23 protein-coding genes are annotated in these 21,897 nt (G+C 63.6%); 6 read left to right on the top strand and 17 right to left on the bottom strand.

Features of this window, described 5'->3' with window-relative positions; all coding sequences use genetic code 11:
- Positions 1-47: 47 nt before the first annotated feature.
- Positions 48-1,664: an NAD(P)-binding protein gene (locus AC1RQG_RS00430; protein WP_493127204.1), complete on the bottom strand. Its 1,617-nt coding sequence runs from the start codon at positions 1,662-1,664 to the stop codon at positions 48-50.
- Entirely contained in the window at positions 1,664-3,175 is a 1,512-nt protein-coding gene (locus tag AC1RQG_RS00425; protein WP_493127202.1) for a polyamine aminopropyltransferase, read from the bottom strand. The genes AC1RQG_RS00430 and AC1RQG_RS00425 overlap by 1 nt, the downstream gene beginning before the upstream one ends.
- Before the next feature lie 65 nt (positions 3,176-3,240).
- On the opposite strand from AC1RQG_RS00425, the gene AC1RQG_RS00420 reads away from it, so the two are divergent.
- Genes AC1RQG_RS00420 through speD form a run of 5 tightly spaced genes read left to right on the top strand, consistent with a single transcriptional unit; the run spans position 3,241 to position 6,778 of the window.
- Positions 3,241-3,627, top strand: a complete 387-nt coding sequence (locus AC1RQG_RS00420) for a DUF350 domain-containing protein (RefSeq protein ID WP_493127200.1) — start codon at positions 3,241-3,243, stop codon at positions 3,625-3,627.
- 20 nt (positions 3,628-3,647) lie between these two features.
- Complete coding sequence (locus AC1RQG_RS00415; protein WP_493127198.1) at positions 3,648-4,715, top strand: SPFH domain-containing protein; 1,068 nt, start codon at positions 3,648-3,650, stop codon at positions 4,713-4,715.
- A gap of 9 nt (positions 4,716-4,724) precedes the next feature.
- Positions 4,725-6,197 (top strand): DUF4178 domain-containing protein, encoded by a 1,473-nt coding sequence (locus AC1RQG_RS00410; protein WP_493127196.1) that lies wholly within the window; start codon positions 4,725-4,727, stop codon positions 6,195-6,197.
- 4 nt (positions 6,198-6,201) lie between these two features.
- Entirely contained in the window at positions 6,202-6,372 is a 171-nt protein-coding gene (locus AC1RQG_RS00405; RefSeq protein ID WP_493127194.1) for a hypothetical protein, read from the top strand.
- Between the two features lie 10 nt (positions 6,373-6,382).
- On the top strand, positions 6,383-6,778 hold the full coding sequence (gene speD / locus AC1RQG_RS00400; RefSeq protein ID WP_493127192.1) for an adenosylmethionine decarboxylase: 396 nt from the start codon (positions 6,383-6,385) through the stop codon (positions 6,776-6,778).
- A 22-nt stretch (positions 6,779-6,800) separates the two neighbouring features.
- On the opposite strand, the gene AC1RQG_RS00395 is transcribed toward speD, so the two are convergent.
- From AC1RQG_RS00395 to AC1RQG_RS00325, 15 genes are all read right to left on the bottom strand, one after another.
- On the bottom strand, positions 6,801-7,424 hold the full coding sequence (locus AC1RQG_RS00395; protein ID WP_493127190.1) for a glutathione S-transferase family protein: 624 nt from the start codon (positions 7,422-7,424) through the stop codon (positions 6,801-6,803).
- A gap of 165 nt (positions 7,425-7,589) precedes the next feature.
- Positions 7,590-8,012 carry a F0F1 ATP synthase subunit epsilon gene (locus tag AC1RQG_RS00390; RefSeq protein ID WP_182151627.1) on the bottom strand — a complete coding sequence of 141 codons (423 nt, stop codon included), beginning with the start codon at positions 8,010-8,012 and terminating at the stop codon, positions 7,590-7,592.
- 60 nt (positions 8,013-8,072) lie between these two features.
- Positions 8,073-9,473, bottom strand: a complete 1,401-nt coding sequence (atpD, locus tag AC1RQG_RS00385) for a F0F1 ATP synthase subunit beta (protein ID WP_492714425.1) — start codon at positions 9,471-9,473, stop codon at positions 8,073-8,075.
- 32 nt (positions 9,474-9,505) lie between these two features.
- Complete coding sequence (gene atpG / locus AC1RQG_RS00380; RefSeq protein WP_493127187.1) at positions 9,506-10,381, bottom strand: F0F1 ATP synthase subunit gamma; 876 nt, start codon at positions 10,379-10,381, stop codon at positions 9,506-9,508.
- Positions 10,382-10,442: 61 nt separating this feature from the next.
- Positions 10,443-11,984, bottom strand: coding sequence for a F0F1 ATP synthase subunit alpha (gene atpA, locus AC1RQG_RS00375; RefSeq protein ID WP_493127185.1), 1,542 nt, complete (start codon positions 11,982-11,984; stop codon positions 10,443-10,445).
- A 67-nt stretch (positions 11,985-12,051) separates the two neighbouring features.
- Positions 12,052-12,597 carry a F0F1 ATP synthase subunit delta gene (locus AC1RQG_RS00370; RefSeq protein WP_493127183.1) on the bottom strand — a complete coding sequence of 182 codons (546 nt, stop codon included), beginning with the start codon at positions 12,595-12,597 and terminating at the stop codon, positions 12,052-12,054.
- Positions 12,598-12,599: 2 nt separating this feature from the next.
- The gene (locus tag AC1RQG_RS00365) at positions 12,600-13,070 is read right to left on the bottom strand and encodes a F0F1 ATP synthase subunit B (protein WP_493127181.1); all 471 of its coding nucleotides are present in this window, start codon (positions 13,068-13,070) and stop codon (positions 12,600-12,602) included.
- A 43-nt stretch (positions 13,071-13,113) separates the two neighbouring features.
- On the bottom strand, positions 13,114-13,395 hold the full coding sequence (gene atpE / locus AC1RQG_RS00360; RefSeq protein WP_173593628.1) for a F0F1 ATP synthase subunit C: 282 nt from the start codon (positions 13,393-13,395) through the stop codon (positions 13,114-13,116).
- Between the two features lie 61 nt (positions 13,396-13,456).
- Positions 13,457-14,263, bottom strand: a complete 807-nt coding sequence (gene atpB, locus AC1RQG_RS00355; RefSeq protein WP_493127179.1) for a F0F1 ATP synthase subunit A — start codon at positions 14,261-14,263, stop codon at positions 13,457-13,459.
- A gap of 21 nt (positions 14,264-14,284) precedes the next feature.
- On the bottom strand, positions 14,285-14,653 hold the full coding sequence (locus AC1RQG_RS00350) for an ATP synthase subunit I (protein WP_493127177.1): 369 nt from the start codon (positions 14,651-14,653) through the stop codon (positions 14,285-14,287).
- A 393-nt stretch (positions 14,654-15,046) separates the two neighbouring features.
- Positions 15,047-15,934 carry a ParB/RepB/Spo0J family partition protein gene (locus AC1RQG_RS00345; RefSeq protein ID WP_493127175.1) on the bottom strand — a complete coding sequence of 296 codons (888 nt, stop codon included), beginning with the start codon at positions 15,932-15,934 and terminating at the stop codon, positions 15,047-15,049.
- Between the two features lie 14 nt (positions 15,935-15,948).
- The gene (locus tag AC1RQG_RS00340; protein ID WP_182151637.1) at positions 15,949-16,719 is read right to left on the bottom strand and encodes a ParA family protein; all 771 of its coding nucleotides are present in this window, start codon (positions 16,717-16,719) and stop codon (positions 15,949-15,951) included.
- Positions 16,720-16,865: 146 nt separating this feature from the next.
- Positions 16,866-17,513: a 16S rRNA (guanine(527)-N(7))-methyltransferase RsmG gene (gene rsmG / locus AC1RQG_RS00335; RefSeq protein ID WP_493127173.1), complete on the bottom strand. Its 648-nt coding sequence runs from the start codon at positions 17,511-17,513 to the stop codon at positions 16,866-16,868.
- Positions 17,513-19,441, bottom strand: a complete 1,929-nt coding sequence (mnmG, locus tag AC1RQG_RS00330) for a tRNA uridine-5-carboxymethylaminomethyl(34) synthesis enzyme MnmG (protein ID WP_493127171.1) — start codon at positions 19,439-19,441, stop codon at positions 17,513-17,515. The genes rsmG and mnmG overlap by 1 nt, the downstream gene beginning before the upstream one ends.
- A 210-nt stretch (positions 19,442-19,651) precedes the next feature.
- Positions 19,652-20,419: a TSUP family transporter gene (locus AC1RQG_RS00325; RefSeq protein WP_493127168.1), complete on the bottom strand. Its 768-nt coding sequence runs from the start codon at positions 20,417-20,419 to the stop codon at positions 19,652-19,654.
- 261 nt (positions 20,420-20,680) lie between these two features.
- Between AC1RQG_RS00325 and AC1RQG_RS00320 the strand changes: the two genes are divergently transcribed.
- Positions 20,681-21,838: an iron-containing alcohol dehydrogenase gene (locus AC1RQG_RS00320; protein ID WP_493128205.1), complete on the top strand. Its 1,158-nt coding sequence runs from the start codon at positions 20,681-20,683 to the stop codon at positions 21,836-21,838.
- Positions 21,839-21,897: the final 59 nt, after the last annotated feature.

The raw sequence follows: 21,897 nt of genomic DNA, 5'->3' as shown, positions 1-21,897 counted from the left end.
TGGTCAAACTAGCGTAACAGATCGGTACGCCATCTGTCTGCTCCCCTTCAGGCGGGACGGGCCGCCAGCCGCGCAGCGCGGTCGCCCCACCACGCCGCCTCCTCGAACACGGAGAAGCCGGACAGATCGGCATGGGCGAACAATATCGGGCCATCGGCCTCGCGCAGCGCCTTCAGGCCGGCGTTGCTGCGGAAACCGGGCAGCGGCGCCGCCATCGCATGGCCGCGCAGCGTGATGTCGACGCGCTCCACGCAGCGCGCGAAATCAGGACCGTAAGCCGTCTTCAGATCCACGCTGGCCAGCGCCAGCAGTTCCTCCGGGCTGGCCGTGTTGAGCCAGCGGCGCGCCTGCTGCGGCGTGCGGTCCGACAGCGCGGTGTAGGCGCTGAACACGGTCTTCTCCGGCGGCCGCACGCGGATATCCTGGTGGGTGGAGACGACGAAGCCCAGCCCCGGTTCCTGGTACACCACGTTATCCCACGACAGCGGCTGCGCCGGCCGCTCGTCCGGAAAGCGCTTGAGCAGGAAATTGGCCACCATCCACGGCGCGTACTGAGGCATGTGGCGCGCCGGGTCGAAACCGTAGCCGGCCATGTCGCGCACCACGCGCGCGGCCACCATCAGCGGCATGGCGCAGATGGCCTTGCGCGCCCGGACCAGATAGCTGCGCGGCTGCCCGCCGTCGAGCCGGAAGCAGCGCGCCTCCACGCCGCCGGCCACGCGCTCGATGGAGACGGCCGTCCCGGCCACACGCCGGATCGCGGCCGCCTCGCCCATGGCCCTGGCCAGTGGTTGCAGCCCGCCCGGCCACGTGAGCCAGGCGCCGTTGCCGGCGTTGGCGGCCTGGCCCCAACGGCTGCAGTAGTAGTGCAGGCCGGCCCAGGCCGACACCTTGTCGTAGCGCGTGCCGTAATCGTCGCGGCAGCAGTAGTTCAAATACCAGTGCAGCGTCGGCGAACGGTAGCCGTTCCGGTCCAGCCATTCTTTGAGCGTGTAACCATCGAGCGCCTGCCACGCCGCGTCCTCCGAGGACAGCACGGTGGGGAATACGAAGATGCGCCGCCCGTCGGTGCCGCGCAGCTGGCGCAGGCGATGCACTTCCGCGAAAAAGCGCGCGTGCTCGTCGAGCTCCCAGCGCGGCACGCCATCGGTGGGAATGAAACCGTCCTGCCAGCGGCCGTTGTACAGCAGGCGTTCCTCCGGCGCGTGCAGGATGGTGCGCTCGTCGTAGTAGGGCTTCTCGGCCATCGGGTCGCGCTCGATGATGCCCAGGTCCGCCAGCAGTTCGCGCACGTGCACCGATTCCGGCGACGGCATCGGCAGATAGTGCGCGCCGGTGGGGAATTCCAGCTCGCCGAAGGCGCCGCCGAGCGCGTTGCCGTAGGGCTGGGGACCGTCGATCATCAACACCTCCTGCCCGCCCAGCTTGCGCAGGCGCCAGGCCGCCATCAGGCCGCCGATGCCGGAGCCGAAGATGGCGATGTCCGTCTCCACCACCTCGGACGGCGCCGGCAGCGCGCGCCGGTCGCGCAGGAAGTGGCCCTCGTCGCGGCCCGGATAGTGCACGGTCGGCGTGATCTCCTGCCAGCGCTGGAAGCCGGCCACGCTGCCGGCCGCCGCCAACCCGCTGGCGGCGGCCCACAGCAGGAAGGAACGGCGCTCCATCAGCGGATCACCCGCCGCCAGTCCTGCTCGAACTCGCGCACCAGCGATTGCGTGTTGAGGCGGTTCGGCTCCATCGGCAAGCGCTGCATGTCGGGCGGGAAGATGAACATCTCGCGCGTGGTGTCGGCGTTCAGGTAGCGCATCGGCAGCCGGTACGACGCCGGCGGCTGGAAGTCCAGCTGCGGCGAGGCGAGGATGAAGCCCCATTCGCCGAACGACGGCACGTAGGCGTGGTAAGGCCAGGTGCGCAGCCCCACTTCGCGCAGCGTGGCGTCCACCGTCCAGTAGGCGTGCGGCGCGAAGAACGGCGACGTCGATTGCACCACCATCAAGCCATTGGCCGCGAGGTGGCGCTTGACCATGCCGTAGAACGGCACGGAATACAGTTTGCCCAGCGCGAAGCTGGACGGATCGGGGAAATCGACGATGGCCGCGTCGAACAATTCGTCGTTGTGCTGCAGCCAGATCGCCGCGTCGGCGTTGATCACGCGCACCCGCTTGTCGCTGAACGAGGCGTGATTGAGCTTGACCAGTTCCGGGCGCGTGGTGAAGGCGCCCGTCATGGCCGGGTCCAGGTCCACCAGCGTGACCTGCTCGATGTTCGGATAGCGCAGGATCTCGCGCAGCGCCAGGCCGTCGCCGCCGCCCAGCACCAGCACCCGGCGCGCCCACGGCAAGGCCTGCAGGGCCGGATGCACGAGCGCCTCGTGGTAGCGGTATTCGTCGCGCGACGAGAACTGCAGGTTGCCGTTGATGTACAGCCGCAGGTCGTCCTTCCAGCGCGTGATCACGAGACGTTGGTACGGCGTGGTGGTGGAGTAGACGATTTCGTCGCCGAACAGGCCATGCTCGCCCCAGTAGGTCATGCGGTCGGCCAGCGCGAAGCCGAACACCAGCACGCACATCACGGCGCTGGCGCGCAACAGCCGGCCACCAAGGTTGGCCAGCTCGCGGCGGAAGGTGACGATGGTCCACAGCGCCACGCCCACGTTCAGCATCCCGAACAGGAAGCCGGTGCGCACCAGCCCCAGGTAGGGCGCCAGCACCAGGGGGAACAACAGCGACACGGCCAGCGCGCCCAGGTAGTCGAAGGTGAGCACGCGGCTCACCAGTTCATTGAATTCCGTCTGGCGCGCGTTCAGGGCCCGCATCACCAGCGGCACCTCCATGCCCACCAGCGCGCCGACCAGGAACACCAGCACATACAGCAAGGTGCGGAACGGCGCCGCCATCCACGAAAAGGTGAGGAACAGGGCAGCCGCCGACAGGCCGCCGATCAGGCCCACGGCCAGTTCGATATCGACGAAGCGGGCCAGCACGTCGTCGTCGCGCACGAACTTGGAAAAATGCGCCCCGACGCCCATGGCGAACAAATAACAGCCGATAATGGTGGAGAATTGCAGGATCGAGTCGCCCAGCAGGTAGCTCGATAGCGCGCCGGCGATCAACTCGTACGCCAGGCCGCAGGAAGCGACCACAAAAACGGAAAGGATCAGAATTTTTTTGGTCATTTACGGGCTTTTGCACTAAGATGGTTTTGCGTTATCAAGTTAGCCACTTTAACCGAAGGTATGCCGTGTCCGCCATCCTAAACTATCTGATCCACCTGGTGCTGGCCGCCGCGCTGCTGGCGGCGTTCTTCGCCGCCTACACCCGCGTGACGCCCTACGACGAGGTGCTGCTGATCCGCCAGGGCAACCACGCGGCCGCGCTGTCGCTGGGCGGCGCGCTGCTGGGATTTTCCGCCACCATCGGCTCGGCCCTGCTGCACACGGCCGACTACCGCGAATTTTTCGCCTGGGCGTTCGGCGCCATGGTGGTGCAGATGCTGGCCTATGCCGTCACCACCCGGCTGCTGCGCATGTCCAAGGACCACATCGAGGCCAACAACTGCGCCTTCGGCGGCTTGCTGGGCGCCATTTCGCTGTCGATCGGAGTGATCAACGGCGCGTGCATCTCCTAATTTTTGCGAAGGACTCCATCATGGGCATCGGCAGCTTTATCAAGAAGCAGTTTATCGACGTACTGCAGTGGAACGAGGACGTGGACGGCGTGCTGTCGTGGCGCTACCCGATGCAGGACTTCGAGATCCAGAACGGCGGCGTGCTGATCGTGCGCGAATCGCAGATGGCGGTGTTCGTCAACGAGGGCCAGGTGGCCGACGTGTTCGGCCCCGGCACCTACAAGCTCACCACGCAAACCCTGCCGCTGCTGACCAACCTGAAGAACTGGGACAAGCTGTTCGCCTCCCCGTTCAAATCGGACGTGTATTTCTTCAGCACCCGCGTGCAGACCGGCCGCAAATGGGGCACGCCACAGCCGATCACCATCCGCGACAAGGACTTCGACATGATCCGCGTGCGCGCCTTCGGCATGTACTCGTACCGGGTGGCCGATCCGCGCCTGTTCTTCAAGGAGATCAGCGGCACGCGCGATGTCTACACGCGCGAGCAGGTCGAGGACCAACTGCGCGGCATCCTGATGGCGACCATGGCCAGCTCGCTGGGCGGCGCCAACGTGCCCTTCCTCGACATGGCGGCCAACCAGGCGCTGATGGCGCAGCAGGTCAAGGGCGACCTGGCCACGGCCTTCGGCCGCTACGGCATCGGGCTCGATGAATTCAACGTGGCCTCCGTCAGCCTGCCCGAGGAACTCCAGGCGGCGCTCGACGAACGCATCTCGGCCGGCATGAAGGGCGGCATGAGCGCCGACAAGATGGCCGGCTTCACCCGGTACCAGGCGGCCAGCGCCATCCCGCTGGCGGCGCAGAACGAAGGCGGCATGGCCGGCATCGGCGTCGGCTTGGGCGCGGGCGTCACGCTCGGTCAGACCATGGGCCAGGCGCTGGGCGCGGCCCTGAATCCAGCTACGTCATCGGCGGCGGCACCGGCTGCCGCACCGGCGCCCGCTGCTGCTGCGCCGGCCGCCCCGGCCGAGGACAGCATCGAAGCGCGGCTGGAAAAGCTCAAGGGCCTGCTCGACAAGGGCCTGATCTCGGCCGCCGACTACGACAGCACCAAGGCCGAACTGCTGAAGAAACTGATAGGCTAAGCCGACTACATGCAAATCGTTTCCTGTCCCAGCTGCGGGGCGGAGGTCAAGTTCCGTTCGCACGCCTCGGTCATGGCCGTGTGCGAGTACTGCAGCACCACCGTGCTCAAGGACGCCGACGCCGTCAAGGACCTGGGCAAGATGTCGTCCGTGCTGGAGGACTACTCGCCGATCCAGATCGGCACGGCCGGCGTGCTCGGTGGCCGCGCCTTCACGGCCGTGGGACGCATCCAGCTGCGCTACGACGCCGGCCTGTGGAACGAGTGGTATCTGCTGTTCGACGACGGCGCCACGGCCTGGCTCGGCGATTCGTCCGGCATGTACGTCGTCACCACCGAGCGCCAGGTGGACGGCCCCCTGCCCGCCTTCGAACAACTGGCGCCGGGGCGCAACCTGCCGATCGCCGGCGAGTACTACACGGCGGCCGAGATCCGCACGGCCGACTGCATCGGCGGCCAGGGCGAGCTGCCGTTCAAGGTGGGCCAGGGTTGGCAGGCCAAGGTGGCGGATTTCCGGCGCGGCGCCAGCTTCCTCACGCTCGACTATTCGGACGGCCCGCGCCCCGTCGTCTACACCGGCGTGGCCGTCACGCTCGACAGCCTGCAATGCCAGTTGCTGCGCGACGAAGACCAGATCCAGCGCAGCGCCGGCCGCTACCGGGGCAAGCTCGATGCGCTCGACTGCCCGTCCTGCGGCAGCCCCATCAAATATCTGCCCGGCATGACGGCCCACCTGGTCTGCCCCGCCTGCCAGGCGCAGGTCGACGCGGCCAGCCCCAAGGCGCAGGTGCTGGCGGCCGGCGAGCGGGTGGCCACCGTGGCCACCACGCTGGAACTGGGCGCCCAGGCCAAGCTCAACAATCAGGAATACACGGCCATCGGCGTCATGCGGCGCGCCGACGACGAGGGCAACCAGTGGACCGAATACCTGCTGTACGCGCCGCGCGCCGGTTTTTCGTGGCTGGTGGAGACGGACGAGGGCTGGTGGCGCGCCAACGTGATGCCGGAGTGGCCGCAGTTCGGCGGGCCGTCCGGGCAGGATGTGATTGTGGATAAGTCGGCCTTCCGCAAACTGTACGAATACGGCGCGCGGGTCACGTTCGCGGCCGGTGCCTTCAACTGGCGGGTGCAGGTGGGCGACCACTGCCATGTGGCCGAGTTCGCCAGCGGCCAGGTGCGGCTGGCCGTCGAGACCACGGACGCGGAAATGACATGGTCGCGCTCCTCGCCGGTGCCGGTCGATCAGCTGCGGGCCTGGTTCGGCCCCCAGTTCCACGGCCGCGCGCCTGCGCCGGGGACGCCGTTCCAGCATCAGCGCTATCAGGACGTCGCCAAGAAATTCATCATGGTCATGCTGGCCATCAACGCCGTGCCGCTGCTCGCCAACTTCTCCCGCACCTGGGCCCTGAGCGCGCTGGGCGCGCTGGCGCTGTACCTGCCGGCCGTGTTCCTCGACGCCAACGACGACAGCAAAAAATCATAACAACATGAGCAAATATGTCATCTACGCCCTGGTCGTCACGCTGTTCACGTCATGCTCGACGTGGATGCGCGGCTTTGGCGGCAGCAGCTACGGCGGCGGCAGCAGCTGGAGTTCCCACACGGGCGGCGGCGGCGGCGGCTTCGGCGGTGGCTCGGGCGGCGGCGGCCATAAATAAGGAAACGGCCATGCGATCGCCCCACCCCGCTGCGCCCGGCCCGCACCAGGCGGCCGGCACCCACCTGCTGGCCGACCTGGGCGGCATCGCCGCCGACAAACTGTGCGATTGCGCGGCGATGGAGCGCCTGCTGCGCGCCGCGGCGGACGCGGCCGGCGCGCGGGTGCTGCACAGCCATTTCCACGGCTTCGGCGCCGGCCTGGGGGTGACGGGCGTGGTGCTGCTGGCCGAGTCCCACATCTCCATCCATACGTGGCCGGAAGCGGGCTTCGCCGCCGCCGACATCTTCATGTGCGGCGCCGCGCAGCCGGAGTTAGCGCTCGCTATCATCGCAGACGCGCTGCAACCCCGATCGCGCGCCGTGCACCTGGCCCGGCGCGCGCCTCCCGTCCGGTCGATGGCCTGAGCGCACCGGGGCCGATGAACGGCTAACCCTGCGCCGCCAGCAATTCCGCGTCCTGCTTCGCCGCCGCCACGAAGGCGGGCCGGCTGTTGACACGGTCGATGTAGGCGGTGATCACGGGCAGCTTGGGCACCAGGCCGAACGCCGTGGTCCAGTTCAGCGCCGAGCCCCACAGCACGTCGGCCGCGGTGAACTTGTCGCCCAGCAGATAGGGGCCTTTCTCCAGCTGGTCCGTCAGCGTCTTCAGCATGGTGTCGTAATCGCCGTAGGGGCAGGTCGATTGCGGCACCGGCTCGTGTTTCATGGCGCGGTCGATCAGGGCCGGCTCGAAGCACGAGCCGTAGTAGGCGATCCAACGCAGATACGGGCCGCGCAGCGGGTCGCCGATGGCCGGCGCCAGACCCGCCTCCGGGTACAGGTCGGCCAGGTACAGGTAGATGGCGACCTGCTCGGTCACCAGCGCGCCATCGTGCACGATGGCCGGCACTTTGCCCTGCGGATTAACGGCCAGATAGGCGGGCGCGCGCTGCTCCTGCTGCTTCAGGTTCAGCACATGCAGCTCGTAGTCGGCCCGCAATTCATGCAGCAGGGCGAGCGTGCCGGCGGAGCGCGATTGGGGCGAATGGTACAGGGTGACGTGGCGGGTCATCGTGGCCTCCAAAATTATTCAAAAGGAAGCGATACGATACCGCGAAGGATCGCCAATGTCTTGTAAAAACAAGAAGATTGGCGATTTATTCAGCACGCGAGGCGGCGGAGCGGCCATAAAAAAAGGCAGCCGAAGCTGCCTTTCCTGTGTGCCGCGTGACGACGCTTAGTGCTTCGCGCGCAGCTTGGCGATGGCGGCCAGCTGGCCGATCGCGCTTGCCAGTTCGGCTTGCGCCTTGGCGTAGTCGATGGCGCCGGTGTTGTTGGCCAGTGCTTCCTCGGCCAGCTTCTTGGCGGCCGTCGCTTTCGCTTCGTCCAGATCGTGACCACGGATCGCGGTGTCGGCCAGCACCGTCACGGCGGTCGGCTGCACTTCCAGCAGGCCACCAGCGACGAAGACGAACTCCTCTTCGGCTTGACCTGGTACCTGGATGCGCACCGCGCCCGGACGGATGCGGGTGATCAGCGGCGTGTGCTTGGGATAGATACCCAGCTCGCCCTGTTCGCCCGGCAACGCGACGAATTCGGCTTCACCGGAGAAGATCAGCTCTTCGGCGGAAACCACGTCAACGTGAATAGTGTTTGCCATGTGTGTCCTGTCGGGTTGTTGCGGTCCCGCCCGGGGGCGGGACCGCGCCAGACTCAATGATTAGTTGAGCTTCTTGGCTTTTTCGATGGCTTCTTCGATCGTGCCGACCATGTAGAACGCTTGTTCTGGCAGGTGATCGAGTTCGCCGGAGGCGATCATCTTGAAGCCCTTGATCGTGTCCTTCAGCGAAACGTATTTACCAGGCGCGCCGGTAAACACTTCAGCAACGTGGAACGGCTGCGACAGGAAACGCTGCATCTTACGGGCGCGGGCCACCAGCAGTTTGTCTTCCGGTGCCAGTTCGTCCATACCCAGAATCGCGATGATGTCACGCAGTTCCTTGTAGCGCTGCAGCGTGCCTTGCACGGCGCGGGCGGTGTCGTAGTGGTCCTGGCCCACGACCAGCGGGTCCAGCTGGCGCGAGGTCGAGTCCAGCGGATCCACGGCGGGGTAGATACCCAGCGAGGCGATGTCACGCGACAGCACGACGGTCGAATCCAAGTGACCGAAGGTGGTCGCTGGCGACGGGTCGGTCAAGTCATCCGCAGGGACGTACACGGCCTGGATCGAGGTGATCGAACCGGTCTTGGTCGAGGTGATGCGCTCTTGCAGACGGCCCATCTCTTCGGCCAGGGTAGGCTGGTAACCCACGGCGGAAGGCATACGGCCCAGCAGTGCCGACACTTCGGTACCGGCCAGCGTGAAGCGGTAGATGTTGTCGACGAAGAACAGCACGTCCTTGCCTTCGTCACGGAACGATTCCGCGATCGTCAGGCCGGTCAGCGCCACGCGCAGACGGTTGCCTGGTGGTTCGTTCATCTGACCGTAGACCATCGCCACTTTCGAGTTGGCGGGGTTTTCCAGGTCCACCACTTTGGCGTCGGCCATTTCGTGGTAGAAGTCGTTACCTTCACGGGTACGCTCACCGACACCGGCGAACACGGACAGACCCGAGTGCGCTTTAGCGATGTTGTTGATCAGTTCCATCATGTTCACGGTCTTGCCCACACCTGCACCGCCGAACAGACCCACTTTACCGCCCTTGGCGAACGGGCACACCAGGTCGATCACCTTGATGCCGGTTTCCAGCAGATCCTGCGATGGCGACAGCTCGTCGTAGGCAGGTGGCGTGCGGTGGATCGAAGCCAGCTGGTCGTGCGCGACCGGGCCGCATTCGTCGATCGGGTTGCCCAGCACGTCCATGATGCGGCCCAGGGTTGCTTTACCCACGGGCACCATGATCGGCTTGCCGGTGTTCTGGATGCTCATGCCGCGACGCAGACCGTCGGACGAACCCAGAGCAATGGTACGGACCACGCCGTCGCCCAGCTGTTGTTGAACTTCCAGGGTCAGCTCGGAGCCTTCCATTTTCAAGGCATCGAATACCTTGGGCATCGCGTTGCGTGGAAACTCAACGTCCACCACAGCGCCGATACACTGAACGATTTTGCCATCAGCCATGTTCGTTCCTTCAAATATAGTTAAATTCGTATTTAAACCGCAGCCGCACCGGCAACGATTTCAGAGAGTTCTTTGGTAATCGCAGCTTGGCGCGTCTTGTTGTAGATCAGCTTCAGTTCGCCGATCACATTGCCTGCGTTGTCGCTGGCCGACTTCATCGCCACCATACGCGCCGATTGCTCGGACGCCAGGTTTTCCGCCACCGCCTGGTACACCAGCGCTTCCACATAGCGCTCCAGCAGCTCATCGATCACGGTCGCAGCGTCGGGCTCGTAAATGTAATCCCACGAATGGTTACCTTTGTCGGCCTGCTTCTTGCCCGCTGGCAGGGGCAGCAGCTGCTCCACCATCGGTTCCTGCTTCATCGTGTTGATGAATTTGGTGTAGCACAGGTAGACGGCGTCGAGCTGGCCGTTCTGGAACTGCTCGAGCATGACCTTGACAGGTCCGATCAGCTTGTCCAGGTGCGGCGTGTCGCCGATCTGGGTGGCCTGGGCCACCACAGGAACGCCTACGCGATTCAAAAACCCCAAACCCTTGTTACCGATAGCTACCGCTACAATCTTGTTGCCAGCCGTTTCCAGCTCGCGCGACTTGGTCGTCACCAGGCGCAGCACGTTGGTGTTCAAGCCACCGCACAGACCCTTGTCGGTCGTGACGATGATGAAGCCCACTGCCTTTGCCGCCGTGCTCTGCTCTTCAGCGAGGAACGGGTGCGTGTATTCCGGATTGGCGGTCGCCAGATTGGCGGCGATATTACGAATCTTGTCACTGTAGGGACGGGCGGCGCGCATGCGATCCTGCGCCTTGCGCATTTTCGATGCGGCGACCATTTCCATCGCCTTGGTGATCTTCTTCGTATTCTCTACGCTCTTGATCTTGCCACGTATCTCTTTGCCTACTGCCATGAGTCCTTACTCCTTCTGCGCTGGGGGCGGCCCGCCGTCGTGACGGGGGGCCGCCGTATGCTTAAAATGCGCCGGATTTCTTGAAATCAGCAATGGCGGCCGACAGCGCAGCTTCGCCGTCCTTGTCCAGTTGCTTGGTTTCTTCGATCTTGGCCAGCAGCGCAGCTTGCTTGGTCTTCAGGTACGAATGCAGACCGGCTTCGAATGGCAGTACTTTCTTGACGGCGACGTCGTCCAGGTAGCCCTTGTTCACGGCGAACAGCGAGGCGGCCATCAGCGAGATCGACAGCGGCGAGTACTGGGCCTGCTTCAGCAGTTCCGTCACGCGGGCGCCACGGTCCAGCTGCTTGCGGGTCGATTCGTCCAGGTCGGAAGCGAACTGCGCGAACGCAGCCAGTTCACGGTACTGCGCCAGGTCGGTACGGATACCGCCGGACAGGTTTTTGATGACCTTGGTCTGGGCGGCGCCACCGACGCGCGACACGGAGATACCGGCGTTGATCGCAGGACGGATACCCGAGTTGAACAGCGAGGTTTCCAGGAAGATCTGACCGTCGGTGATCGAAATCACGTTGGTTGGCACGAAGGCCGACACGTCGCCTGCCTGGGTTTCAATGATCGGCAGTGCGGTCAGCGAGCCGGTCTTGCCCTTGACTGCGCCGCCGGTGAAGGCTTCGACGTAGTCGGCGTTGACGCGGGCCGCGCGTTCCAGCAGACGCGAGTGCAGGTAGAACACGTCGCCTGGGTACGCTTCGCGGCCTGGTGGGCGGCGCAGCAGCAGCGAGATCTGACGGTAGGCGACGGCTTGCTTGGACAGGTCATCGTAGACGATCAGGGCGTCTTCGCCGCGGTCGCGGAAGTATTCGCCCATGGTGCAGCCGGAGTAGGCCGAGATGTACTGCATGGCGGCCGATTCGGCGGCCGATGCGGCCACAACGATGGTGTACTCCATGGCGCCGTGCTGTTCCAGCGAACGCACGATGTTCTTGATGGTCGATGCTTTTTGACCGATGGCGACGTAGATACACGTCATGCCCTGGCCTTTTTGGTTGATGATCGCATCGACGGCGACAGCCGACTTACCGGTCTGGCGGTCGCCAATGATCAGCTCACGCTGGCCGCGGCCGATAGGCACCATGGCGTCGATCGACTTCAGGCCGGTCTGCATAGGCTGCGACACGGATTCACGGGCGATCACGCCGGGGGCGATCTTCTCGATCGGCGAAGTCAGCTTGGCTTCCACGGCGCCTTTGCCGTCGATCGGCTGGCCCAGTGCGTTGACCACACGGCCGCGCAGTTCAGGACCGACCGGCACTTCCAGAATGCGGCCGGTGCACTTGACCGTGTCGCCTTCCGAGATGTGCTCGTAAGCACCCAGAATCACGGCGCCGACGGAGTCGCGCTCCAGGTTCATCGCCAGACCGAAGGTGTTGCCAGGGAATTCCAGCATCTCGCCTTGCATCACTTCGGACAGGCCGTGGATGCGGCAGATACCGTCGGCGACGGAAATAACCGTGCCTTGGTTGCGCACTTCAGCGCCGCCATCAAGGCCTTGGATCCGGCTCTTGATCAGCTCGCTGATTTCAGATGGGTTGAGTTGCATACTAACTCCTAAAAGTGTTTCTCTCAGCTTGCGCGAGGGGAAGAATCTGTTCTAAGCGGGCGGTCCCTTAGGCCACCAGCGCAGCACGCATTTGCTGCAGCTTGGCGCGGACCGAAGTGTCGAGCACTTCATCGCCCACCACCACGCGCACGCCACCGATCAGCGATGGATCAACCGTGACGGCCGGATTGAGCTTGCGGCTGAATTTCTTTTCCAGCGTCGCGACCAGCTCGGCCACTTGCGCCGCGCTCAGCTCGAAGGCGCTGGAGATGGCTGCATCCGCCGCACCTTCCACGCTGTTCTTCAACAGCTGGAATTGCGCGCCGATTTCCGGCAGCAGACTGATGCGGCCATTCTCGACCAGCATCGCCAGGAAGTTCTTGGCTTCCGTATTCAGCGGCGACTTCACCAGGGCGGCGATAGCGGCGATCACATCGCTCTCCGACACTTTCGGATTGCGGGCGAACGCTTGTACCTCGGGGTGGGTACCGATCTGGGCCAATTCGGACACCAGTTCGGACCACGCCGCGAGGCTGAACGATTCCTTACCTGCTTGGGCTACGCGGAACAGGGCTTCCGCGTAGGGACGGGCGACGGTTGCGTTTTCTGCCATGATTACAGCTCGACAGCCAGGCGCGACAGCAGTTCGGCGTGGGCCGCTGCCGATACTTCGCGCTTCAGGATTTGCTCGGCGCCCTTGACAGCCAGGTCAGCCACCTGAGCGCGCAGTGCTTCGCGAGCCTTGGCCACTTGCTGATCGGCGTCTGCCTTGGCTTGCGCAATGATGCGGTCCGCTTCGGCTTGTGCGTTCGCTTTGATTTCTTCCGCGACCAGTTGGGCACGCTTTTCGGCGTCCGCAACGCGCTGCGAAGCTTCTTCGCGTGCACCGGCCAGTGCTTCGGCCGCACGCTTCTCTGCCACGACCATGGCTTGCTGGCCTTGGTCGGCGGCGGCCAGACCGTCGGCGATACGCTTGGCACGCTCATCCAGCGCCGTGTTCAGCGCTGGAAATACGAACTTCATCGAAACCCAGACCAACACCGCGAAGGTGATCATCTGGCCGATGAGCGACATATTGATGTCCATACCTTTGCTCCTAACTAAAAGTTTCTCCTAGGGTTGGAGCAGATTACTTACCAGCAGCGGCGATGACGGCGGTCAGGAACGGGTTGTTGAAGGTGTACAGCAGGGCAACACCGACGCCGATCATCGAGATCGCGTCCAGCAGACCGGCGATAACGAACAGTTTGGTTTGCAGTTGTGGCATCAGTTCAGGTTGACGTGCCGACGCTTCCAGGAACTTGCCGCCCAGAATGGCGAAACCGAGTGCGGTGCCGATGGCGCCCAGGCCGATGATGATAGCTGCTGCCAGAACGGTCATGCCTTGTACTTGTGCGATCAGAGCTTGCATTTATTTCTCCTAAGATTTTAAAAAAGACTACAGATACCAAAAAATGAAAATGATTTGTTGCTTAGTGCTTCTCAACCGCGAGGCTCAGGTACACAACAGTCAACGCCATAAACACAAACGCTTGCAGAGTCACCACCAGGATGTGGAAGATGACCCATGGACCACCGAGCAGCCACTGCGCCCACCATGGCAGCAGAGCGATCAGAATGAAGATCAGTTCGCCGGCGTACATATTGCCGAACAGTCGCAGCGACAACGACAGTGGTTTTGCCAGCAGCTCGATCATCTGGAAGATGAAGTTGACGGGCGCCAGCACGATGGCCATGAAGCCATGCGCGTGGAATGGCGCCGTCAGCAGTTCCTTGAACCAGCCGCCCAGGCTCTTGGCCTTGATCGAGAAACCAATAATGCACAGCATGACGCCGAACGACATGCCGAAGGTGTGATTGACGTCGGCCGTGGGCACCACGCGCAGCTTGTGCACGCCCACGAAGCTGAACAGCTTGGGCAGCAGGTCGACCGGCAGGAAGTCCATGGCGTTGAGCAGCCAGACCCACACGAAGATGGTGATGGCCAGCGGCGCGATCACGTTGCTCTTGGCGTGGAAAGCGGAATTGACGACGTCGTTGACCAGTTCCATCACGGCTTCGACGAAGTTTTGCAGCTTGCCCGGCACGCCGGCCGTGGCGCGACGCGAAGCAAGCCAGAACACACCCAGGAACACCAGGCCCAGGAAAGCGGAAATCCAGAACGTGTCCAGATTCCACATGCCATTGGTGTCGTGCAGGTGGCTCAGGTGGTGTTGAATGTATTCGGTGGCATTCGCCGGCGCCCCGTGGGCCGCCTCAACAGCGTGTTCTGTGGTCATATAAGTAATAGATTTTGGTGATTAAACTGCGAGCAGTGAAAACCAGTAAGCCAGGGTTGCCACCGCGAAACCTAAGATCAGCCATAACCAAGAGGCCGACTGAAACAGCGCCAGTGCCAGTACGAACAGCACTACCGTGATAAAAATCTTTACGACTTCGGCGCGGATATGCGTCCGAAATGCTCGGTTGGCGTCATTTGAGCCGCCCGCGACGATCATCGCGTACATCAGACTCCCGATGACTGCGATCCCTCCGCCGTATGCGGCCGACCAACCTTTCAGCGCGCCGCCCATGGTTCCCACGAGCAACGAAAATCCAGTGGCGATAACCAACTGGAGGGCGACAACTCGGTACACGGGCCGCGAAATACTTTGTGTTGTATCACTCACGAGCCGGTTTCCTAGAGATGCCGATATACCAAAGACACGGGATTATAAGTGTCTTTACGTACTAGCGTCAAACATTGCTGCACCGCAGCAGAGCATTTGCGGCTTGAAAGAGACGCTTTTAGAACCATATAACTAAAGTTTGCACCTTTTTGGGGCGCTGATGTCGAGCCGGTATTTTATGGGTTTTTGCTTATGTGAAACTGACAGCGGGGCCGGTTTGCAACAAATTCGGGCAGAAATGTCGCCACGGTGGGATTTATCCAACAGTAACATTTCATTTTGGCACTGCAGGCCGCCATGTTATCTGTGAAGCAATAGTTAAGGCAACTGAATATCAAAAAACAAGGCGCCCGGAGGCGCCTTGTTTTTATGGCATGTCTGCCGCGCCGCGGGTCAGGCGCGCAAGCGGGCCAGCACGCCGTCGAGGATGTCGAGGTCGGCGAAGTCGATGATCATTTGACCACGGCCCTTGGTGCCCATCTTGAACACGACCGGCGTGGCCAGCGCGTCGGACAGTTCCTCCTCCAGCCGCAGGATGTCGCCCGACTTCTCCTTCTGGGCTTTTTCGGACGGCTGGGCCTTCTGCTCCTCCAGCGTCTTGTTGACCAGCTTTTCCGTTTCCCGCACCGAAAGACGCTTGGCCACCACCAGGTTGGCCAGCGTGATCTGGGTGGCCGCGTCCACGGCCAGCAGCGCGCGCGCATGGCCCATGTCGATGTCGCCCGCCATCAGCATGGTTTGCACCGGCGTTGCCAGATTCATCAGGCGCAGCAGATTGCTGACGGCGCTGCGCGAACGGCCGACGGCCGTGGCCGCCTGTTCATGGGTGAAGCTGAAATCCGTGATCAGGCGGTGGATGCCCTGCGCTTCCTCCAGCGGATTCAAGTCCTCGCGCTGGATGTTCTCGATCAGCGCCATGGCGGCGGCGGCCTGGTCGTCCACATCGCGCACCAGCACCGGCAGCTGTTCCAGGCCCGCGATTTGTGCGGCGCGGAAGCGGCGCTCGCCGGCGATGATCTCGTACCTGGTCTGGCCGCTGGCCTTGTCCTTGCCCACCGGACGCACCAGGATCGGTTGCATGATGCCCTGGGTCTTGATCGAGGCGGCCAGTTCCTGCAGGCCGCCCTCGTCCATGCGGGTCCGGGGCTGGTACTTGCCGGCCTGCATTTGCGAGACGGGCAATTCGGATGGCGTGCCCAGCGCCGGATTGTTCAGATCGCCGTCACCGCCAAGCAGCGCGTCCAGGCCGCGACCGAGGCCCTTGAGTTTTTTGGTTGCCATGCTAAAAACGTCCCTTACATTTTCTTGATGCGTTCCACCATCTCGGCGCCGAACGCGATGTATGCCTGCGCGCCCTTCGAGGATGGATCGAACGTCACGCCCGGCAGACCATACGACGGCGCTTCGGCCAGCCGCACGTTGCGCGGGATGATGGTGTTGAATACCTTGTCGCCGAAGTGCTGCTCGAGCTGGGCCGACACTTGCTGCGACAGCGTCATGCGCGGATCGAACATCACGCGCAGCAGGCCGATGATCTTCAAGTCCTGATTCAGGTTGGCGTGCACCTTCTTGATGGTGTTGACCAGGTCCGACAAGCCCTCCAGCGCGTAGTACTCGCACTGCATGGGGATGATCACGCCGTGCGCGGCGCACAGGCCGTTCAGCGTCAGCATCGACAGCGCGGGCGGGCAATCGATCAGGATGAACTCGTAGTCCTTGTCGACCAGCGCCAGCGCATCCTTGAGGCGGCGCTCGCGATTGTCGAGCTCCACCATCTCCACCTCGGCGCCGGCCAGTTCGCGGTTGGACGGCAGCACGTCGAAGCGCCCCGCCTCCGAACGCTGGCGCGCGCTGGCGACATCGGACTCGCCCAGCATCACCTCGTAGGTGGAGGCCTTCAGTCCTGCCTTGTTGATGCCGGCGCCCATGGTGGCGTTACCCTGCGGGTCCAGGTCCACCAGCAGCACGCGCTGGTCCAGCTTGGCCAGGCCGGCCGCCAGGTTGACGCTGGTGGTGGTCTTGCCCACGCCGCCCTTTTGATTCGCTACGCAAAAAATTTTCGCCATGTATATTCTTATCAGGAGTTGCCGTATCTGCGCGGCCACCCTCGTGGGATGTCCGGCGATACGATTAATATTATTTATACTATTACTACGGTATAAACGATTTATACTGTTTATACTGAATAAACCATTTATACCTTATAAATCGTTTACTCAGTTTTGGCGATGAACACCAGATGGCGCTCCGCGCCCAGCCCCGGCACCTCCAAAGGCTGCAATTTGCTCACTTTCCATGGCGCTGGCAGTCGCTCGCGCTCCTCGGCCGGGGCCACCCCTTTCAAGGCGATGAACTGGCCGCCCTGCTCCAGCAGGTGCCCCGACCAGTTGACGAAGTCGGACAGGTCCGCGAAGGCCCGCGAGGTGATCACGTCGAACGGCTGCTTGACCTGCAGCTGTTCCACCCGCATCGTGTACACGGTCACGTTGGCCAGCCCCAGCTCCGCCTTCACCTGGTTGAGGAAGGCCGTTTTCTTGTGCACGGTGTCGATCATCGACACTTTCATGTCCGGCCGCGCGATGGCCAGCACGATGCCGGGCAAGCCGCCGCCCGCGCCCACGTCCAGCACGTTGCGCGCGCCCGCGAAGGCGGGCACGGCGGCTAGCGAATCGAGCACGTGCAAGGTCACCATCTGCATCGGATCGCGCACCGACGTCAGGTTGTACACACTGTTCCACTTGTTCAGCAGCGCCAGGTAGTCGAGCAGCTGTTCCACCTGCTGCGCACCCAGGTCCAGGTGCATGGCCTTGATGCCGTCGTTCAGTACCTGCGACAGCGCGTTACGGTCGAACACCTTCATCAAGCCACCTCATCCTTGAGGGTGGCGAAGCCGCCGTAACCGGCCTTCTTCAAATGCACCAGCAGCAGCGAAATGGCGGCCGGCGTCACGCCGGAAATGCGCGACGCCTGACCCAACGTTTCGGGCCGCTGCGCGTGCAGCTTTTGCCGCACTTCCACCGACAGGGCCGTGATGTCCAGGTAGTTGAACGCTTCCGGCAGCTTGAGGTTTTCGTAGTGCTCGTGGCGCTCCACTTCGCGCGTCTGGCGGTCGATATAGCCCGAATACTTGAGCTGGATTTCCACCTGCTCGCGCACGGCATCGTCGCTCACGCCGGGACCGGCCAGCTCGCGGCCATCCACGCCGGACATGCTCATCAGCTTATCGTAGGCGACACCGGGACGGCGCAGCAGGTCGGCCAGCGAATACTCGCGCTCGATGGCCTGGCCGATCACGCGCTCCGATTCCGCCGCCGCCAGGATGCGCGGGTTGACCCACGTGGAACGCAGCCGTTCCAGCTCTTGCGCCACGGCTTCGCGCTTGCGGTCGAACGCTGCCCACTGGGCGTCGCCCACGCAGCCGAGCTTGCGGCCGATTTCCGTCAGGCGCATGTCGGCATTGTCCTCACGCAGGCTCAGGCGGTACTCGGCGCGGCTGGTGAACATGCGGTACGGTTCCTGCACGCCCTGGGTGACGAGGTCGTCGACCAGCACGCCGAGGTAGGCTTCGGAACGGCCCGGCGTCCACGCCTCGCGGCCCGACGTCTGCAGGGCCGCGTTGATGCCGGCCAGCATGCCTTGCGCGGCCGCTTCCTCGTAGCCGGTGGTGCCGTTGATCTGGCCCGCGAAATACAGGCCGGAGATGGCCTTGGTTTCCAGCGACGCCTTCAGGCCGCGCGGGTCGAAATAATCGTATTCGATGGCATAGCCGGGACGCAGGATGAAGGCGTTCTCCATGCCCTTCATCGAGCGCACCAGGTTCAGCTGCACGTCGAATGGCAGGCTGGTGGAGATGCCGTTCGGATAGAACTCATTGGTGGTCAAGCCTTCCGGCTCCAGGAAGATCTGGTGCGATTCCTTGGACGAGAAGCGGTGGATCTTGTCCTCGATGGACGGGCAGTAACGGGGGCCGACGCCCTCGATCACGCCCGTGTACATGGGGCTGCGGTCCAGGCCGGCGCGGATGATGTCGTGCGTCTGGCTGTTGGTGTGCGTGACCCAGCACGGCATCTGGCGCGGGTGCATGGCCGCGTTGCCCATGACGGAGAACACCGGCACCGGATCGAGATCGCCCGGCTGTTCCGTCATGGCGGCGAAGTCGATGCTGCGGCCGTCGATGCGCGGCGGCGTGCCGGTCTTGAGGCGGCCCTGCGGCAGCTTCAGTTCCTTCAGGCGGGCCGACAGCGAGATCGCGGGCGGGTCGCCGGCGCGGCCGGCCGAGTAGTTTTGCAGGCCGACGTGGATCTTACCGTCGAGGAAAGTGCCGGCCGTCAGCACCACGGCGCGCGCCGCGAACTTCAGGCCGATCTGGGTGACGGCGCCGACCACGCGGTCGCCCTCCACCATCAGGTCGTCCACGGCCTGCTGGAACAGCCACAGGTTGGGCTGGTTCTCCAGCCGCGAACGGATGGCCTGCTTGTACAACATGCGGTCGGCCTGGGCGCGGGTGGCGCGCACGGCGGGGCCTTTGGAGGAATTGAGGATGCGGAACTGGATGCCCGACTCGTCGGTGGCGATGGCCATCGCACCGCCCATGGCGTCGACTTCTTTGACCAGATGGCCTTTGCCGATGCCGCCGATGGACGGGTTGCACGACATCTGGCCCAGCGTCTCTATGTTGTGCGTCAACAGCAGAGTCTTCTGCCCCATGCGGGCGGAAGCGAGGGCGGCCTCGGTACCGGCGTGACCACCGCCGACCACGATGACGTCGAATTCAGTAGGAAATAACATGATGGAATTGGTAAATGCGAAGGGATTGAGGTCAGATTATAGAGTCTTTTTCCAGCTGCGAATTTTTTCAGCACAAATTTTCATCAAACCGGGCATAAATTGTTCCACGTGGAACAGCGCCGAAGTGAGCCAAGTGTGACGATTTTTGGCACGCGAAAAACAAAAAAGGGCGCCCCTTCCGGTGGCGCCCCATGTTCCACGTGGAACAATCTATGCTAAGCGGAGGATGGCGTCGTAGCCGGTCTTGCAGATCAGCACCGCCACCACCACCAGGAACAGCTTGCGCACGAATCCGCTGCCGTGTTTGAGCGCCATGCGCGAGCCGACGATGGAGCCGCCTATCTGGGCCACGGCCATCATCGCGCCCAGTTGCCAGACCAGGTGGCCGCTGTAGCCGAACCACAGCAGCGCCGCGAAGTTGCAGGCCACGTTGACGATCTTGGCCACGGCCGACGCGCCCAGGAAATCGAAGCCGAACACGCGCACGAACAGGAACACGAGGAAGCTGCCCGTGCCCGGGCCAAAGAAGCCGTCGTAGAAACCGATGCAGGCGCCGACGCCCAGCGCCAGCGCCTGTTCCTTGGCGCCGCTGTGCATGGGCGCATGCACGCTGCCCAGATCCTTGCGCGCGAAGGTGTAGACGGCCACCGCCAGCAGGATGAACGGCAGCAGCGCGCGCATGAAATCGGGCGACACCTTGGTCACCGTGTAGGCGCCCGCGAACGCGAACACCAGCGCCGCGATGGCCGCCGGCGCCGCCGTCGACCAGGCGATCTTGACGCGGCGCGCATAGCTGGCCGCCGCCACGCTGGTGCCGCAGATGCTGGCCAGCTTGTTGGTGCCGATCAGCGTGGCCGGCGCCATGTTCGGGAACACCGAGAACAGGGCCGGAATCTGAATCAGGCCGCCGCCGCCCACCACCGCATCCACCAGTCCCGCGCCGAACGCAGCCACACCCAACACCAGATAATCAACCATCGCCCGCCCTATCTAAACAAGAAAACAAGGGCCATATTGTACGGAAGAAATGCGTCACGCCCCGCGCAAAGCTCATGCCGATCCTGCATAGTTACCTTCCAGGACGAGCCATGGGCATGGCCCCGGCCAGACCGTTCAGCCGCGTCGGCAAGGCCGGGCCCCATCAAACCAACAGGCAGCCCCATGCCGATTACGCATAGTTGCCTGCTTGGTGTAAGCTTCATGTGAAATCCATAACCTGCGGAAACAGCCATGCACGATATTCCAGCGTTCGCATTCAGCACCGTCCCACAGATCATTTCCGAACCGGGCGCCACGCGCCAGCTGGGCGAACTGCTCAGCCAGCGCTTCCCCACCGCCCGCCGCGCCCTGCTCGTCACCGACCCCGGCTTCCTCAAGACCGGCCTGGTGGACACGCCGATGGCCAGCCTGCAAGCGGCCGGCCTGCATGTGCGCGTGTATTCCGACGTGGTGTCCGACCCGCCCGAACAGGTGATACAGGAAGCCGTCGCCGCCGCGCGCGCCGACGAGAGCGACATCATCATCGGCTTCGGTGGCGGCAGTTCGATGGATGTGGCCAAGCTGATCGCCGTGCTGGCCGACGATAGCCAGCAATTGAGCGCCATCTACGGCATCGGCAATGTCAGCGGCACGCGGCTGCCGCTGGTGCAGATTCCCACCACGGCCGGCACCGGGTCGGAGGTCACCAACATCGCCATCGTCACCACCGGCGCCACCACCAAGATGGGCATCGTCGCGCCGCAGCTGTACGCTGACCTGGCCATCCTCGACGCGGAGCTGACGCTGGGCCTGCCCGCCATGGTGACGGCCGCCACCGGCATCGACGCCATGGTGCATGCGATCGAAGCCTACACCAGCCGCCACAAGAAGAATCCCGTGTCCGACATGCTGGCCCGGCAGGCGCTCGGCCTGCTGTCGGCCAACCTGATCCACGCCTGCGAGAACGGCGGCGACCTGGCGGCGCGCCAGGCCATGCTGCTGGGCGCGATGCTGGCCGGGCAGGCGTTCTCCAACGCGCCCGTGGCCGCCGTGCACGCGCTGGCCTATCCGATCGGGGGGCTGTTCCACGTGCCACACGGCCTGTCGAACTCGCTCGTGCTGCCGCACGTGCTGCGCTTCAACGCGCCGCAAGCGAGCGGCCTGTACGCGGAACTGGCGGCCATCGTCGTGCCGCAGGCGAGCGGCAGCGAGGAAGCACGAACGGAAGCGCTGATTATTGCATTGCAACAATTTGCCATCATCACGGGGATAGAACGCACCTTGCAGCAAGTCGGCATCCAGGAGAGCGACCTCGACCGCCTGGCCGACGAAGCCATGTTGCAGACCCGGCTGCTCGGCAACAACCCGCGCCCCGTCACCCGCGCCGACGCCCGCGCCATCTACGCCGCCGCGCTCTAACGAAATGCGACCGTAACGCCATCAAGAAAAAGGGGACGTAACACCTGTTACGTCCCCCG

Source organism: Rugamonas sp. GW822-FHT03B10, assembly GCF_058801745.1.
Note: the sequence above shows the minus strand (reverse complement) of the source record. Positions and strands in the feature narration are given on the sequence as shown.

Bases quoted from the DNA above. Each gene is read 5' to 3' on its own strand.
- AC1RQG_RS00430 (WP_493127204.1), bottom strand. From the start codon at position 1,664: ATGGAGCGCCGTTCCTTCCTGCTGTGGGCCGCCGCCAGCGGGTTGGCG.
- AC1RQG_RS00425 (WP_493127202.1), bottom strand. From the start codon at position 3,175: ATGACCAAAAAAATTCTGATCCTTTCCGTTTTTGTGGTCGCTTCCTGC.
- AC1RQG_RS00415 (WP_493127198.1), top strand. From the start codon at position 3,648: ATGGGCATCGGCAGCTTTATCAAGAAGCAGTTTATCGACGTACTGCAG.
- AC1RQG_RS00410 (WP_493127196.1), top strand. From the start codon at position 4,725: ATGCAAATCGTTTCCTGTCCCAGCTGCGGGGCGGAGGTCAAGTTCCGT.
- AC1RQG_RS00405 (WP_493127194.1), top strand. From the start codon at position 6,202: ATGAGCAAATATGTCATCTACGCCCTGGTCGTCACGCTGTTCACGTCA.
- speD (WP_493127192.1), top strand. From the start codon at position 6,383: ATGCGATCGCCCCACCCCGCTGCGCCCGGCCCGCACCAGGCGGCCGGC.
- AC1RQG_RS00395 (WP_493127190.1), bottom strand. From the start codon at position 7,424: ATGACCCGCCACGTCACCCTGTACCATTCGCCCCAATCGCGCTCCGCC.
- AC1RQG_RS00390 (WP_182151627.1), bottom strand. From the start codon at position 8,012: ATGGCAAACACTATTCACGTTGACGTGGTTTCCGCCGAAGAGCTGATC.
- atpD (WP_492714425.1), bottom strand. From the start codon at position 9,473: ATGGCTGATGGCAAAATCGTTCAGTGTATCGGCGCTGTGGTGGACGTT.
- atpG (WP_493127187.1), bottom strand. From the start codon at position 10,381: ATGGCAGTAGGCAAAGAGATACGTGGCAAGATCAAGAGCGTAGAGAAT.
- atpA (WP_493127185.1), bottom strand. From the start codon at position 11,984: ATGCAACTCAACCCATCTGAAATCAGCGAGCTGATCAAGAGCCGGATC.
- AC1RQG_RS00370 (WP_493127183.1), bottom strand. From the start codon at position 12,597: ATGGCAGAAAACGCAACCGTCGCCCGTCCCTACGCGGAAGCCCTGTTC.
- AC1RQG_RS00365 (WP_493127181.1), bottom strand. From the start codon at position 13,070: ATGGACATCAATATGTCGCTCATCGGCCAGATGATCACCTTCGCGGTG.
- atpE (WP_173593628.1), bottom strand. From the start codon at position 13,395: ATGCAAGCTCTGATCGCACAAGTACAAGGCATGACCGTTCTGGCAGCA.
- atpB (WP_493127179.1), bottom strand. From the start codon at position 14,263: ATGACCACAGAACACGCTGTTGAGGCGGCCCACGGGGCGCCGGCGAAT.
- AC1RQG_RS00345 (WP_493127175.1), bottom strand. From the start codon at position 15,934: ATGGCAACCAAAAAACTCAAGGGCCTCGGTCGCGGCCTGGACGCGCTG.
- AC1RQG_RS00340 (WP_182151637.1), bottom strand. From the start codon at position 16,719: ATGGCGAAAATTTTTTGCGTAGCGAATCAAAAGGGCGGCGTGGGCAAG.
- rsmG (WP_493127173.1), bottom strand. From the start codon at position 17,513: ATGAAGGTGTTCGACCGTAACGCGCTGTCGCAGGTACTGAACGACGGC.
- mnmG (WP_493127171.1), bottom strand. From the start codon at position 19,441: ATGTTATTTCCTACTGAATTCGACGTCATCGTGGTCGGCGGTGGTCAC.
- AC1RQG_RS00325 (WP_493127168.1), bottom strand. From the start codon at position 20,419: ATGGTTGATTATCTGGTGTTGGGTGTGGCTGCGTTCGGCGCGGGACTG.